Consider the following 12,844-nt stretch of genomic DNA (forward strand, 5'->3'; position numbering starts at 1 on the left):
CTTCGAGACGGCCGCTCCGCGGCCTCCTCAGGATGACGGGGTTGACTTGCTGCATGCCGAGAGGTGCGCAGCCCCTACCGCCGCGCTTTAAAAAAATCCTTCAGCAGCGTCGCGGACTCGGTCTCGCCGACTGCGCCGTAGACCTCCGGGACGTGGTGGCAGGTCGGCTGCGCGAAGAACCGCACGCCTGACTCGACCGCGCCGCCCTTGGGGTCGGCGGCGCCGTAGTACAGCCGGCGGATACGGGCGAAGGAGATCGCGCCGGCGCACATGGTGCAGGGCTCCAGCGTCACGTAGAGGTCGCAATCGACCAGCCGCTCGGTGCCGATGGCCTCGGCGGCTTGCCGGATCGCCAAAACTTCCGCGTGGGCGGTCGGATCGCGGTCGGTGAGGGTGCGATTGCTGGCGGTGGCGATGATCTCGTAACCCCGGACAATCACGCATCCGATCGGAACTTCGCCGGCTTTTCCGGCGTTTTCGGCCGTTTTCAGCGCCAAATCCATGAAAGAAGGGGCTGACATGCCTCGTATCATCGGAAGAAACCTGCTAGTAGCTTCGCCTTCAGCAAAAGTGGATGCCGGTTTTGCGTCAAATGCGCTGCCAACAGGGCGCGTACGCCCGGCTGCCCTTGCACCCCAATTGAGCGTCCAGCGAGATTATTCATGCCCCGCGACAGCGACAAAAACAACGATTCCCGCGGCCGGCGTGATCGGCCCGGCGGCGGCCAAGGCCGTTCCGGAGGCGGCAAGGGCCGCTCCGGCGCCGCCCGTGGACCGGACAAGAAATTTGCCAAGCGCGGCTTCGGCGACAAGAAGTTTGCCGGCAAGGGCGATGGCGAGAAGCGGCCCTACCGCGGCGATCGCGAGGACCGTGCGCCGCGCCGCGAGTTCGGCGACAAGCCGAGGTTCAACCGCGACGATCGCCCCCGTGGCGACCGGCCGTTCCGCGATCGGCCCGCGCGTGACGGCGATGGCGAGAAGCGCACCTTCAAGCCGCGCGAAGACCGGCCGAGATTTGATCGCGGCGGCGATGGCGAGAAGCGTTCGTTCAAGCCGCGCGAAGACCGCGGCGGCGACAAGCGCCCCTACGCGCCCCGCGGCGACCGTCCGAACTTCAATCGTGACGATCGCCCGCCGCGGCGTGATCGCGATGATGCCCGCCCCGCAGGGCGGTCTTCCGATCGGAAGTTCGGTGACCGGAAGCCTTACACGCCGCGCGAACGCGACGGCGAGAAGCGGCCCTATGCGCCGCGTGGCGAGCGATCGTTCGGCGACCGTCCTTCGCGCGATGGCGACCGGCCCGCGCGGAAATTCGGCGGCGACAGCAAGTTCAAACGCGGTGCAGCGGATCGCGGCGGCGATCGCGGCCCACGCAAGGACTTTGGCGACCGGCCGCCGCGCGGCGAATCCAAGCCGTGGCAGAAGCGCGAGGGCGGTTCCGATCGTCCGGAGCGTGGTTCGCGTCCGTTCCGCGACGGCTCGCGCAATTTCGACAAGCCGCGTTACGACAGGCCGCGCGACGATCGCGGCGGCGGCGAGCGGCCGCGGTTCTCGCGCTCCCGCGACGATCGCGAGCAGGGCGATCGTTCGGAGCGGCCGAAGTTCAGTCGGCCGCGTTGGGAAAGAGACGAGGCTGGTGGCGACAATCGCCGGCGCGAGCGCCCCGAAGGCCGCACCGACTGGCAGGAGCATCCGCGCAGCGAAGGCCGTTTCGGCGATCGGCCGCGCCGCGAGAATGAAGACGACAGCAAGGTCTTTGCCAAGCGCCCGGCCTTCGGCGGCCGCGGTGCCTATCGCGAACGTGCCTTTGATGACCGCCGCGAGCGCCCCGAGCCGAAGCCGAAGAAGGCGGGCGAGCGTATCGCCAAGGTGCTGGCGCGCGCCGGTCTTGCTTCGCGCCGCGATGCCGAGGAGATCGTCACCCAGGGCCGCGTCACGGTCAACGGACGGGTGATCAACTCGCCGGCGCTCGATATCACCGAGAACGATGTCGTGGCGGTGGACGGCAAGCCGTTGCCGCCGCGCGAGCGGACGCGGCTGTTCATGTATCACAAGCCGCGCGGGCTGATGACGACGCACGCCGACCCCGAGGGGCGGCCGACCGTGTTCGACAATCTGCCCGAGGGCTTGCCGCGGCTGATCTCGATCGGCCGGCTCGATTTCAACACCGAAGGGCTGTTGCTGCTGACCAATGACGGCGGGCTTGCGCGGACGCTGGAGCATCCCGACACCGGATGGCTGCGGCGCTACCGCGTGCGTGCGCATGGCGAGGTGACGCAGGGCCAGCTCGACCAGCTCAAGGACGGCGTCGAGGTCGACGGCGTCAAATACGGGCCGATCGATGCGACGCTGGAGCGCGACCAGAGCGCCAACGTCTGGGTGGTGTTCGCGATCCGCGAGGGCAAGAACCGCGAGGTGCGCAACGTGATGGCGCATCTCGGGCTCGACGTGAACCGGCTGATCCGGATCTCCTACGGCCCGTTCCAGCTCGGCGAGCTCGAGGAGGGCAAGGTCGAGGAGGTCAAGACGCGGGTGCTGCGCGAGCAGCTCGGCGAGAAGATCGCCAAGGTCGCCGGCGCGGACTTCGCGCGGCCCGAGCAGCGTGACGCGGGCGATGGCGACGATGCGCCCGCCCGGAAGCCGAAGCCCAGCAAGCGCGAGACGATCAACGATCGCAAGGGCCGCCGCGTGCTGGTGCAGCGCACCGGCAGCGAGGAAGCGCGTGCCCGCAACGAGGACGACGCCAACGGCTACGGTCCGCCGCGCCGCCCCAAGCGCGGCTATCACGGCAAGCGCGATCTCGCGCCGAAGGACGAGTAGGGGAACGGAATGGGCCGCGCGTTTTTTGCCGCGATGGTTGCTGAACGGCACACGCTGCTCCCTTCCCCCTTGAGGGGAAGGGTTGGGGAGGGGGGTACTGCTTGCTCAGACCTCCCGTGTGGCACCCCCCTCCCTAACCCTCCCCCACAAGGGGGGAGGGAACGCACCGTGCGTGCGGCAAACATCCGAGCTCTGTAATGCGCGTCGTCGGGGGCAGGCTGAAGGGCCGCAATCTCGCGTCGCCATCGGGCCGCGACATCCGTCCGACTGCGGACCGCCTGCGCGAGTCCGTGTTCAACATCCTGATCCACGCCTACGACAATCCGATTGAGGATGCGCGCGTGCTCGACCTGTTTGCCGGCACCGGTGCGCTCGGCATCGAGGCGGTGTCGCGTGGCGCGAAGTTCACGTTGTTCGTCGACAATGGCGCCGAGGCGCGGGCACTGCTGCGCAACAATGTCGAGGCGCTCGGCCTTGGCGGGACCACCAAGGTCTATCGCCGCGATGCCACCGATCTCGGACCGGCGCATCCGGTCGAACCGTTCTCGCTGGTGTTTCTCGATCCGCCCTATGGCAAGGGTCTCGCCGACAAGGCACTCGCCTCGCTGCGCGACGGCGGCTGGCTGACGCCGGGCGCGCTGCTCGTGGTGGAGGAGGCGAAGGCCGCGGCGTTCGCGGCGCCCGCGGGGTTCGAGGAGCTCGAGCGGCGCGCCTATGACGACACGGAGTTCGTGTTCCTTCGCGAAAAAGTGTAGGGCGCATGGGTGTCAGCGTCATCCGCTGACTTTATGGTGGTTACGCCTTCTCCACCCGACGACTGATTCATCACCGTTTGCGGAGCGCGAACCATGGTCGACACTCTTGCCGGGCTGGCCGGTCAGCTTGAGACCCGCGTCAAGGCGTTGCGCGGCGGGGGTGATGACGCAGCGCTGCTCGCAGCCGCACGCGACGCCGCCGACCAGATCGAGCGCCATCGCGGCGCGCAGGATGGTGACGCGCGTGAAGCGCTCAGGATGGTTCAGCGGTGGACGTTCAACGCGGCGGCCGATTGCTGGCCGGGCTGGAGCGTTTCCGACAAGCCGATCAATCAGGACAATTTGCTCGCCGCGCGCGAGCTTGCGGAGCGCTCGCTCCGGCTGGTGCGGACCCTGGAGGTCGGATCGCTGCGCGAGGCGACGGGCGTCTGGCTGGTGGGAGCGTTCGATCTGGCGCTCGGCCGGTACGACGAGGCGTCACGGCTGTTCCGCGATTCGCGCGAGCAATATGCCTCAGCGAACGCGCCCGGTCTCGTCCTGCTGGTGGATGGCTATGCCGCGATCGTGCGGCAGGTCGACAAGCGCGCTGCCGAAGGCGATGATCTCGATCAGGTCTGCGCCCGCATCGCGGCAGGCGGCTTCGAGGACGGCGATGAATGGATCGCGCAGCTTCGCACGGCGTTGCAGGTCTTCACGCAAAAGGATTCGTAGGATGGGTAGAGCGAAGCGAAACCCATCCTGCGGCTATGGCGACACCGAGTTCGTGTTCCTTCGCGAGGCGTGACATGACATTGCCACTTGTTCTGCTGTCATCACCCGCGCATGCGGGTGATCCAGTACGCCGAGGCCTCTCGTTCGATCACAACAGCCGCGGCGTACTGGATCGCCCGGTCAAGCCGGGCGATGACAGTTGCCTTACCTTCGCCCGAACAGCTTCTCGATATCGCTCAGCTTCAACTCGACATAGGTCGGCCGGCCGTGGTTGCACTGGCCGGAGTTCGGCGTGTCTTCCATTTCGCGCAGCAGCGCGTTCATCTCTTCCGGCTTGAGGCGGCGGCCGGCGCGGACCGAGCCGTGGCAGGCCATGGTGGCGGCGACATGCATCAGCCGGCGCTCCAGCGGCAGCGCTTCGTCCCACTCGGCCATGTGCTCGGCGAGGTCGCGCAGCAGCCCGGCCGCATTGGCCTTGCCGAGCAGCGAGGGCGTCTCGCGCACCGCGACCGCGCCGGGGCCAAACGATTCGATCGCGAGTCCGAACGACGCCAGCTCCTCGGCGCGATCGAGCAGCTTCTCGACGGTCGCCTCATCGAGCTCGACGATCTCGGGAATCAGCAGGATCTGCCGCTGCACGCCGTTCTTGGCCAGCGAGGCCTTCAGCCTCTCGTAGACGATGCGCTCATGCGCCGCGTGCTGGTCCACCACGATCAAGCCGTCGCGGGTCTGCGAGACGATGTAGGTCTCGTGGATCTGGGTGCGCGCGGCGCCGAGCGGCCGGTCGAGCATGTCGGGCGCTGGCGCGGCCTCGAAGCGGACATCGGCGGTCGGCGTGCCGACGTCGAAGGCGGCCTGTCCGGGTTCGGCGAAGGCGGGCGCCGCCGCGCCGTCGAATGCGCGCATCGGACCAGCCGGATAGGACGGCGAACTGCGCCAGTCCCAATTGCCTGGGCGCGGTGGCGTGAAGGCGGGGCGGAACGCGGAGAGCGTCGCGCCGTCGGCGGTGTTGGCCGCGGTGCGTCTGCCCTCGCGCGCCAGGCCATCCTTCAGCGCGTGCACGATCAGCGCGCGCACCAGGCCGGCGTTGCGGAAGCGCACCTCGGTCTTGGCCGGATGCACATTGGCGTCGACCTCTTGCGGGTCGCAGGTGACGAACAGCGCCACGACGGGATGGCGGTCGCGCGGCAGATAGTCGGAATAGGCCGCGCGCACCGCGCCGAGGATCAGCTTGTCGCGCACCGGGCGGCCGTTGACGAACAGATATTGCCCCAGCGCATTGGCCCGGGTCAGCGACGGCGCGGCGGCAAAGCCCTCGACCATGACGCCCTCACGCTCGGCGCGCACTTCGATCGCGCTGGCGCGAAAGTCCGCGCCGAGGATATCGCCGAGCCGCGTCAGCCGGCCGGCCGCGCCGGGCAGCGCGGCAGCCCAGGTGACCGGCGCGCGCTCTTCGCCAGCCAAGGTGAAGGCGATGTCGGGCCGCGCCATGCCGAGGCGCCGCACCACCTCGCGGATCGCCTCCGCCTCGGTGCGGTCGGTCTTGAGGAATTTCAGCCGCGCCGGCGTCGCGTAGAACAGTTCGTTGACCTCGACGCGGGTGCCCTGGCCGAGCGCGGCCGGCATGATCTCCGACTTCTCGCCACCCTCGACCGACAGCGACCAAGCATGCGGTTCGCTGGCATGGCGCGTGGTGATGCCGAGCTTTGCGACCGCGCCGATCGACGGCAGCGCCTCGCCGCGGAACCCGAGCGTGCGGATGCGCAAGAGGTCTTCGTCGTCGAGCTTGGAAGTGGCGTGGCGGTCGACCGCGAGCGCGAGGTCGGTGCGCGTCATGCCGCCGCCGTCGTCGGTGATGCCGATCCGGCGCCGGCCGCCGCCATCGGTGAAAACGTCGATCCGGCTCGCGCCGGCGTCGACCGCGTTCTCGACCAGTTCCTTGACGACGCTCGCAGGGCGTTCGACCACTTCGCCGGCGGCGATGCGGTTGACGAGCTGTTCGGGAAGCTGGCGGACGGGCATGGATTGAACGTCGGAAAAAGCGATTCGAGGCTTGCCGTTACTATAAGTCACCGCCCCGGCAAATGCATGGGAGCGCTGCGGCCATCAGCTGCGCGTTGGGGATGATTCCGGCCTATCGCCTTGAAGACGCTCGTCTTCGGCGCCCGGCCCGTTACGCCCTACGTCGCGATTGTGGGGCCGCACGCACAGGTATATCGTTTAGAAAAATTATAAGTTCTCGCCGGAGGAACGCCATGTGCCATCTTTTCGCGCACCAGCCGCAGCGTGACTATGAATCGCAGACCAGATCGCTGCGGATCGACGGCCATTGCACCTCGATCCGGCTGGAAATGTCGTTCTGGGATACGCTGGAGGAGATCGCGGCCAAGGAAGGCATGAGCCTGGCCAAGTTCCTCACGACCTTGCATAACGAAGTGCTCGACCATCACGGCGAGGTGAACAATTTCGCGTCGCTGCTGCGCTGCTCCTGCCTGATCTACCGCGCCAAGGCGAATGCGCGGGCGGTTGTTTCGGATTATCGCGAGACGGCGGCGATCATGGACGCCGCGGAATAGCGGCGCGCCGACCCATCACGCAGGAAGAAAAAGCGGCCTTGTCCAGTTGGGCAAGGCCGCTTCAGTGAGAGGGGAATTGGATTTTCTTGCTAGAGCTTCGGTTCTGTTGAATCAGAACCGAAGCTCCAGCTTCTTGTTTCGACGCGTTTTCTTCACGCGAACCGGTGCCCACTTCGCTCGAAAACGCTCTAGATCTCCTTGCGCTGCATCGCGCCGGCGATGTGGTCGGCCTGCCGGATCGCCAGCGACACGATCGTCAGCGTCGGATTGCATGCCGCGCCTGATGTGAACTGGCTGCCGTCGGAGACGAACAGGTTCTTGATGTCGTGGCTCTGGCCGAACTTGTTGACGACGCCATCACGCGGCTTCTCGCTCATCCGGTTGGTGCCCATGTTGTGGGTCGAGGGATAGGGCGGCGTCGGGTAGGTCACGGTGGCGCCGACCGCCTCATAGACCGCGGAGCCCTGCTTGTAGGCGTGATCGCGCATCGCGACGTCGTTCGGATGATCGTCGAAATGCACGCTCGCGACCGCCATGCCGAACTTGTCCTTGATCTTCGGATCCAGCGTGATGCGGTTGGTCTCCTGCGGCATGTCCTCGCCGACCAGCCACATGCCGGCCATCCGCGGATAGCCCTCGATCGCGCTGGTGAAGCTGCGGCCCCAGGCGCCGGGATTGAGGAACGCCGCCATGAAGGGCAGGCCGAGCGACAGCGTCTCCATCTCGTAGCCGCCGACGAAGCCGCGGCTCGGATTGTTCTTGGCCTCGTCGCGGATGATGCCGGCCATCGTGGTGCCGCGATACATGTGCACCGACTTCTCGAAGCTCGCATACACGCTGCCGGTCATGTGCCGCATATAGTTGCGGCCGACCTGGCCCGATGAATTGGCGAGCCCGTCCGGGAACATGCTGGAGGCACTGTTGAGCAGGAGCCGCGGGCTCTCGATCGAGTTGCCGGCGACCGCAACCACGCGGGCCTTCTGACGCTGCATCGCGCCGGTCGCATCGGCATAGACCACGCCGGTCACCTTGCCGGACGGGTCGTGCTCGATCTTGATCACCATGCTGCCGGGACGCACTTCGAGATTGCCGGTGGCTTCGCCCTTGGGGATCTCGGTGTAGAGCGTCGACCATTTGGCGCCCGACTTGCAGCCCTGGAAGCAGAAGCCGATCTGCTGGCAGGAGCCGCGGCCGTCGCGCGGCTCGCTGTTGATCGCCATCCGCCCGGTGTGCACTTCCTTGTAGCCGAGCTTCTTTGCGCCGGCCTCCATGACCTTGAAGTTGTTGTTGCCGGGAAGCCCGGGAATGCCGTTGGTGCGGGTGACGCCCATCTTGTCCTCGGCCTTGGCGTACCACGGCTCCATCTCGGCGAGCGTGATCGGCCAGTCCAGCAGGTTGGCGCCGGGGATGCCGCCATAGGCCGACTTGACCTTGAACTCATGCTCGTCGAAGCGCAGCGAGGCGCCGGCCCAGTGCGTGGTCGAGCCGCCGACCGCCTTCACGATCCAGGCCGGCAGGCCCGGAAAATCCTGGTGGACGCGCCAGCTGCCCGACGTCGAGCGCGCGTCGGACCAGGCGAGCTGGGTGAAGCTGTCCCATTCATCGTTGATGAAGTCCTGGTTCTCGATGCGCGGTCCGGCTTCCAGGATCACGACCTTGACGCCCTTCTGCGCCAGCTCATTACCGAGCGTTCCGCCGCCGGCACCGGAGCCGACGATCACGACAACGCCGCTGTCATTCAGATCGAATTTTGCCATTGTTTCCTCCTTGGCGTTGTCCGTTCAAGCCTTCGGCAGCCAGTCGATGTCGGCGAAGCCGCGCTTGATGTAGCCGCCATGCTCGGCGGAGGAGCCCTCGTAGCCGAACCGCGGCCAGACCTCCTTGTTGTTGTAGAGCGAGACGATGAGGTCGCCGCGGATCTTCTGGAAGAACGCGCTCTGCTCGATCTGCTGCAGCAGCGCGACGCGATCGTTCTCCCAGGCGACCTGGACATAAGGCATCTTGTGGCGGTCGTTGGCCGCCTGATCGAGCCGGGCGATGCCGTCATTGATCAACGATTTCGTCGCTGGATCCTTGGCAGCCTTGTCATCCCACGGCTTCACTGCGGTGATGTAGTAGCTGTCGCCGAGGAAATCGTGCGGATAGATGTCGCGCGCCACCTTCAGCAATGTCTTCATCGTGGCCGGCGTCAGCGTGCCGGCCTCATCGGCCCACGCATCGGTGATGCCGAGCCCCGTGGATGTCGCGATCGCGACTGCGGGGGCCGTGACGGCCGCGCCTTTGAGAAACACACGCCGGTCATATTTGCTGCGTCGATCGATTTCTCTCATGGGTTTCCTCCGTGGACATTTTTTGTAATTGGATTAGCCGAAGCGCCCCCCGCGCTGGATCACCTCGATCTTGTAGCCGTCGGGATCCGAGACGAAGAAGAAGCGCGCCAGCGTCTTGCCGTCATGCTTGAAGTCGCGCAGCGGCCCGGGCGACAGTTGCTCCTTCTCGAAGCGCGCGTGTTCGGCATCGACGTCATCGACGATGACGGCGAGATGGCCGTAGCCGTCGCCGAGCGTGTAGGGTTCCTTGCGGTCGAAATTGACGGTGAGCTCGACCTCGAAAGGCGAGGAGGGATGGCGCAGATAGATCAGCGCGAAATCGCCAAATCTCAGATTGTCCGCGATCTCGAGCCCGAACGCGCGGTGATAGAAGTCGAGCGCCTTGGCCTCGTCGAACACGCGGATCATCGAATGCACGGGTTTCGCCATTCAGTTCAGCTCCTTCAGATAGGCGATGATCATGGCGCGGGTTTCCGGCTTGGCCTGCCGGTAGGCCATCACGGCGCCGGGGATCACCTGTTGTGGATTGGTCAACCAGGCATCGAGCCTGGCATCGTCCCAGACGAAATCCGCCTTGGCGAAGCCCGCGGAATATTTGAAGCCGTCGGCCTGGCCGGCATGGCGGCCGACGATCTTGTAGAGCGACGGCCCTTGTCGGACCGGGTCCGAGGTGTTGGTGGTGTGGCAGGTCGCGCATTGTTGCTTGAACAGCGTCGCCCCGTCAGGCGGCTTGGCGGCAGGCAAGGGCATTTGCGCAGCCGTCATTTGCACTGCAAACATCGCGCCGCAAAATCCCAGCGCCAACGTCCACCTCGCGCGCAGCTTTGTCATATACATCACCGCCCCTGTGCGGTGACTGTAAGAGGCGGAAATCGGCCATTGGTAGTAGCGGGCTGTTTCACGGCAGAACAAAACGGCAGAACAAAGCTAGGCGGTGTTCGGGCGGGGAACCGATGGCTGCCGCATATGCGGACGACAAATCCGCAAAATGACCGCGAAATCCCTGCACGATGACCACACGCCGCCGCTTGCATTGCGCGTGCGCCGTTTGCGGAAAATTCAATCTCGCACGATGGGGTTCAGGGTCGGCGCTGCAAACGGCGCACACCTGCGCCGCTCCGTCCATCGTCAATCAAGTCCTGGAGAAATGATGACATTTGCAAAAACCAGCGTGCTCGCCCTTGCCATCTCGGCCGCAATCGCCGGTCCCGTCCTGGCGCAGGGCGCGGCTACGCCGGATACCCAGCTTCGCGGCGGCGCACAGGGCCGAGGGTCCGTGCAGCAGGGCGGCGGCATGTCCGGCAGCGGCGATGAGGAGATGGCGGCGCAGCCGACTTCGCCGACGCCAAAGAGCGGCACCAGCGCCAAGTCGGGCAACAAGGGAACGGTCGGCAGCGGACACGCGACACCGAAGTCGAGCGGCGGTTCCGAGATGGCGCCCGCAACCAAGAAGTACTGATCCACGATGATCGGATCCCGGATGCAGCGCCGCGCGTGCGCTGCGTCCGGTGCTCTAGATTCTAGTTTTGACGCGTTTTCTTCATGCGAACCGGGTATCCACTTCGCTCGAAAACGCTCTAGTCGTCGAAACGTTGACTGCCGCGGCCGGCCTTGATGTCGCTGCGGCGTTTCTTGCCTTCGAGCCGGCGCTTCTTGGAGCCGAGCGTCGGCCTGGTCGGCCGCCGCGGTGTCGGCCGCACCATCGCCTCCTTCAGCATCTCGAACAGCCGCTCGATCGCGTCGGCGCGATTGCGCTCCTGGGTGCGGAAGCGGAACGCCTGGATCACGATCACGCCGTCCTTGGTCATGCGGCTGCCGGCGAGCCGCGCCAGCCGCTGTGCGGCATCCGGCGGCAGCGCGATCTTGTTCGTGTCGAAGCGAAGCTGGGCTGCGGTCGAGACCTTGTTGACATTCTGCCCGCCCGGACCGGAGGCACGGACAAAGACGATCTCAATGTCGTTCTCGTCGATCGTAAGGTCGCGGGACAGCCGCAGCATGACATCACCGTGGAGGGAAGAATCGGCGGCCGCAGGATAGCGGGTTTGCGGTGGGTGTGCTTGGGCGGCGTTGATGCGGTGTTCGCTACGTCGGCGGTCCGAGCCCGCGGCCACCCCTCTCCCCAACCCTCCCCCACAAGGGGGGAGGGAGCCTATGCGCCTGCGCGTCCCTTACGATCGAAGCGTCAATCGAGCCATCGGTGCCGATGTTGGCATGACGTGAGGTGAGCACGCCTCTCAGGCTCCCTCCCCCCTTGCGGGGGAGGGTTGGGGAGAGGGGTGGCCACAACGGTGGTGTGTAGAAGGAGCGGTGTGCGTAACCGCGTCAGTTCGCCTTCGGCGGCGCTGATGCCGGCTGCGCTGCGGCTTGCGGGGCGCGGCCGACGATCACGGTGAGCAGGCCGTTGCCCCACAGCCGCTTGGAGACCCGCTTGACGTCGTCGAGCGTCACCGCATCGACGATGGCGCTGCGCTTCTCGATGTAATCGATCGGCAGCTTGTCGAGCTGGTATTGCAGCATCGCCTGCGCGAGCTTGGAGGAGGTGTCGAGCGCCAGCATCTGTGAGCCCTTCAGATAGGACTTCGCCTCGTCGAGCTCCTGCTGCGTCGGACCTTCGTCGGCGATCCGGCGGATCTCCGCCTCGATCGCATCGACGGTTTCGCCGGCGCGGTCGGCGCGGGTGCCGGTGTTGCCGATGAACAGCGCGGAGTGATCCATCCAGAGCAGCGCCTCATAGATCGAATAGGCCAGCCCGCGCTTCTCGCGCACTTCCTTGTAGAGCCGCGACGACAGCCCGCCGCCGCCGAGAATGTGGTTCACCACATAGCCGGCCATGAAATCCGGGTCGTGCCTGTTGATGCCGGGGCCGCCGAAGGTGACGACGGTCTGCGGCACGTCGAGCGGGACGAAGGCGCGCTGCGGCGGCTTGGTCGCCACGACGTCGGGGATCGCCGTCAATTCGGCCTTGGCCGGCAGGCCGCCGAAGGTCTTGTCCAGGAGCTTGCCGAGCGTATCGGGATCGACGTCGCCGACCACGGCGATGCGCAGCGTGTCCTTGGCGATGATGCGGCGGACATAGTCCTTCAGATCGGAGATCTCGATGGTCGGCACGCTCTCGAGCGTGCCGGTCGCCGCCCTGGCATAGGGGTGATCGCCGAAGGCGAGCTCGAGGAACTTGCGGCCGGACAGCGAGGACGGATTGGTCGATTCGCGGCGCAGGTTCGAGATCACCTGGGCGCGGATGCGTTCGACGTCCTTCGGCTCGAACCGCGGCGAGGTCAGCGCCATCCGCAACAGGTCGTAGGCCTCGTCCTTGTTGTCCTTGAGCATGCGCAGCGAGCCGCGGAACTGATCGCGGTTGGACTGGAAGCTGAGCTCGATGGCGCGGCGCTCGAGCCGCTCATGATAGGTTTTCGAATCGAGATCGCCGGAGCCCTCGTCGAGCAGGTCGGCGACCAGATTGCCGACGCCCGGCTTGCCCAGCGGATCCTGGCTGGCGCCGCCGCCGAAGGAATATTCCATCGCGATCAGCGGCACGGTGGCGTCCTGCACGAACCACGCCTCGATGCCGCCGGGCGACACCAGCCGCTGGATCTTGGCCGCGGCCTGCGAGGGCACTGACGTCAGCGTCAGCATCGCGGCGCAGGCGCCGCCGA

Annotated in this window: 13 protein-coding genes; 5 read left to right on the forward strand and 8 right to left on the reverse strand. The window is 66.3% G+C overall.

All coding sequences use genetic code 11. The features are described 5' to 3' along the window. Nucleotides 1-74: 74 nt before the first annotated feature. On the reverse strand, nucleotides 75-533 hold the full coding sequence (locus BraRD5C2_RS04665) for a nucleoside deaminase (RefSeq protein WP_223967159.1): 459 nt from the start codon (nucleotides 531-533) through the stop codon (nucleotides 75-77). Nucleotides 534-662: 129 nt separating this feature from the next. Here BraRD5C2_RS04665 and BraRD5C2_RS04670 point away from each other — a divergent pair, with 129 nt between their 5' ends. From BraRD5C2_RS04670 to BraRD5C2_RS04680, 3 genes are all read left to right on the forward strand, one after another. Then, the gene (locus BraRD5C2_RS04670; RefSeq protein ID WP_223967160.1) at nucleotides 663-2,819 is read left to right on the forward strand and encodes a pseudouridine synthase; all 2,157 of its coding nucleotides are present in this window, start codon (nucleotides 663-665) and stop codon (nucleotides 2,817-2,819) included. A 197-nt stretch (nucleotides 2,820-3,016) separates the two neighbouring features. Further along, nucleotides 3,017-3,574 (forward strand): 16S rRNA (guanine(966)-N(2))-methyltransferase RsmD, encoded by a 558-nt coding sequence (gene rsmD, locus BraRD5C2_RS04675; RefSeq protein ID WP_223967161.1) that lies wholly within the window; start codon nucleotides 3,017-3,019, stop codon nucleotides 3,572-3,574. A 93-nt stretch (nucleotides 3,575-3,667) separates the two neighbouring features. Further along, a complete protein-coding gene (locus BraRD5C2_RS04680) occupies nucleotides 3,668-4,285 on the forward strand; it encodes a hypothetical protein (protein ID WP_223967162.1) in 618 nt (205 codons plus the stop codon). Nucleotides 4,286-4,489: 204 nt separating this feature from the next. Here BraRD5C2_RS04680 and mutL read toward each other — a convergent pair whose 3' ends face one another. Then, nucleotides 4,490-6,307 carry a DNA mismatch repair endonuclease MutL gene (mutL, locus tag BraRD5C2_RS04685; RefSeq protein WP_223967163.1) on the reverse strand — a complete coding sequence of 606 codons (1,818 nt, stop codon included), beginning with the start codon at nucleotides 6,305-6,307 and terminating at the stop codon, nucleotides 4,490-4,492. 233 nt (nucleotides 6,308-6,540) lie between these two features. Here mutL and BraRD5C2_RS04690 point away from each other — a divergent pair, with 233 nt between their 5' ends. Further along, nucleotides 6,541-6,861 carry a ribbon-helix-helix domain-containing protein gene (locus BraRD5C2_RS04690; RefSeq protein ID WP_223967164.1) on the forward strand — a complete coding sequence of 107 codons (321 nt, stop codon included), beginning with the start codon at nucleotides 6,541-6,543 and terminating at the stop codon, nucleotides 6,859-6,861. A 188-nt stretch (nucleotides 6,862-7,049) separates the two neighbouring features. On the opposite strand, the gene BraRD5C2_RS04695 is transcribed toward BraRD5C2_RS04690, so the two are convergent. From BraRD5C2_RS04695 to BraRD5C2_RS04710, 4 genes are read right to left on the reverse strand one after another with little or no spacing between them, the layout of a single operon-like run. After that, nucleotides 7,050-8,618, reverse strand: coding sequence for a GMC family oxidoreductase (locus BraRD5C2_RS04695; protein ID WP_223967165.1), 1,569 nt, complete (start codon nucleotides 8,616-8,618; stop codon nucleotides 7,050-7,052). Between the two features lie 24 nt (nucleotides 8,619-8,642). After that, nucleotides 8,643-9,191, reverse strand: coding sequence for a gluconate 2-dehydrogenase subunit 3 family protein (locus BraRD5C2_RS04700; protein ID WP_223967166.1), 549 nt, complete (start codon nucleotides 9,189-9,191; stop codon nucleotides 8,643-8,645). A gap of 33 nt (nucleotides 9,192-9,224) precedes the next feature. Continuing rightward, nucleotides 9,225-9,620 (reverse strand): VOC family protein, encoded by a 396-nt coding sequence (locus BraRD5C2_RS04705; protein WP_223967167.1) that lies wholly within the window; start codon nucleotides 9,618-9,620, stop codon nucleotides 9,225-9,227. Next, nucleotides 9,621-9,941 (reverse strand): c-type cytochrome, encoded by a 321-nt coding sequence (locus BraRD5C2_RS04710; protein ID WP_223967168.1) that lies wholly within the window; start codon nucleotides 9,939-9,941, stop codon nucleotides 9,621-9,623. Between the two features lie 400 nt (nucleotides 9,942-10,341). Between BraRD5C2_RS04710 and BraRD5C2_RS04715 the strand changes: the two genes are divergently transcribed. Continuing rightward, nucleotides 10,342-10,650, forward strand: coding sequence for a hypothetical protein (locus BraRD5C2_RS04715; protein WP_223967169.1), 309 nt, complete (start codon nucleotides 10,342-10,344; stop codon nucleotides 10,648-10,650). Between the two features lie 118 nt (nucleotides 10,651-10,768). On the opposite strand, the gene arfB is transcribed toward BraRD5C2_RS04715, so the two are convergent. Beyond that, nucleotides 10,769-11,188 (reverse strand): alternative ribosome rescue aminoacyl-tRNA hydrolase ArfB, encoded by a 420-nt coding sequence (arfB, locus tag BraRD5C2_RS04720; RefSeq protein WP_223967170.1) that lies wholly within the window; start codon nucleotides 11,186-11,188, stop codon nucleotides 10,769-10,771. A 325-nt stretch (nucleotides 11,189-11,513) separates the two neighbouring features. Next, entirely contained in the window at nucleotides 11,514-12,824 is a 1,311-nt protein-coding gene (locus BraRD5C2_RS04725; RefSeq protein ID WP_223967213.1) for a M16 family metallopeptidase, read from the reverse strand. Nucleotides 12,825-12,844: the final 20 nt, after the last annotated feature.

The sequence above is a fragment of the Bradyrhizobium sp. RD5-C2 genome, from assembly GCF_019972155.1.
Classification (GTDB): Bacteria; Pseudomonadota; Alphaproteobacteria; order Rhizobiales; family Xanthobacteraceae; genus Bradyrhizobium.

Bases quoted from the DNA above. Each gene is read 5' to 3' on its own strand.
- BraRD5C2_RS04665 (WP_223967159.1), bottom strand. From the start codon at position 533: ATGATACGAGGCATGTCAGCCCCTTCTTTCATGGATTTGGCGCTGAAA.
- BraRD5C2_RS04670 (WP_223967160.1), top strand. From the start codon at position 663: ATGCCCCGCGACAGCGACAAAAACAACGATTCCCGCGGCCGGCGTGAT.
- rsmD (WP_223967161.1), top strand. From the start codon at position 3,017: ATGCGCGTCGTCGGGGGCAGGCTGAAGGGCCGCAATCTCGCGTCGCCA.
- BraRD5C2_RS04680 (WP_223967162.1), top strand. From the start codon at position 3,668: ATGGTCGACACTCTTGCCGGGCTGGCCGGTCAGCTTGAGACCCGCGTC.
- mutL (WP_223967163.1), bottom strand. From the start codon at position 6,307: ATGCCCGTCCGCCAGCTTCCCGAACAGCTCGTCAACCGCATCGCCGCC.
- BraRD5C2_RS04690 (WP_223967164.1), top strand. From the start codon at position 6,541: ATGTGCCATCTTTTCGCGCACCAGCCGCAGCGTGACTATGAATCGCAG.
- BraRD5C2_RS04695 (WP_223967165.1), bottom strand. From the start codon at position 8,618: ATGGCAAAATTCGATCTGAATGACAGCGGCGTTGTCGTGATCGTCGGC.
- BraRD5C2_RS04700 (WP_223967166.1), bottom strand. From the start codon at position 9,191: ATGAGAGAAATCGATCGACGCAGCAAATATGACCGGCGTGTGTTTCTC.
- BraRD5C2_RS04705 (WP_223967167.1), bottom strand. From the start codon at position 9,620: ATGGCGAAACCCGTGCATTCGATGATCCGCGTGTTCGACGAGGCCAAG.
- BraRD5C2_RS04710 (WP_223967168.1), bottom strand. From the start codon at position 9,941: ATGCCCTTGCCTGCCGCCAAGCCGCCTGACGGGGCGACGCTGTTCAAG.
- BraRD5C2_RS04715 (WP_223967169.1), top strand. From the start codon at position 10,342: ATGACATTTGCAAAAACCAGCGTGCTCGCCCTTGCCATCTCGGCCGCA.
- arfB (WP_223967170.1), bottom strand. From the start codon at position 11,188: ATGCTGCGGCTGTCCCGCGACCTTACGATCGACGAGAACGACATTGAG.
- BraRD5C2_RS04725 (WP_223967213.1), bottom strand. From the start codon at position 12,824: ATGCTGACGCTGACGTCAGTGCCCTCGCAGGCCGCGGCCAAGATCCAG.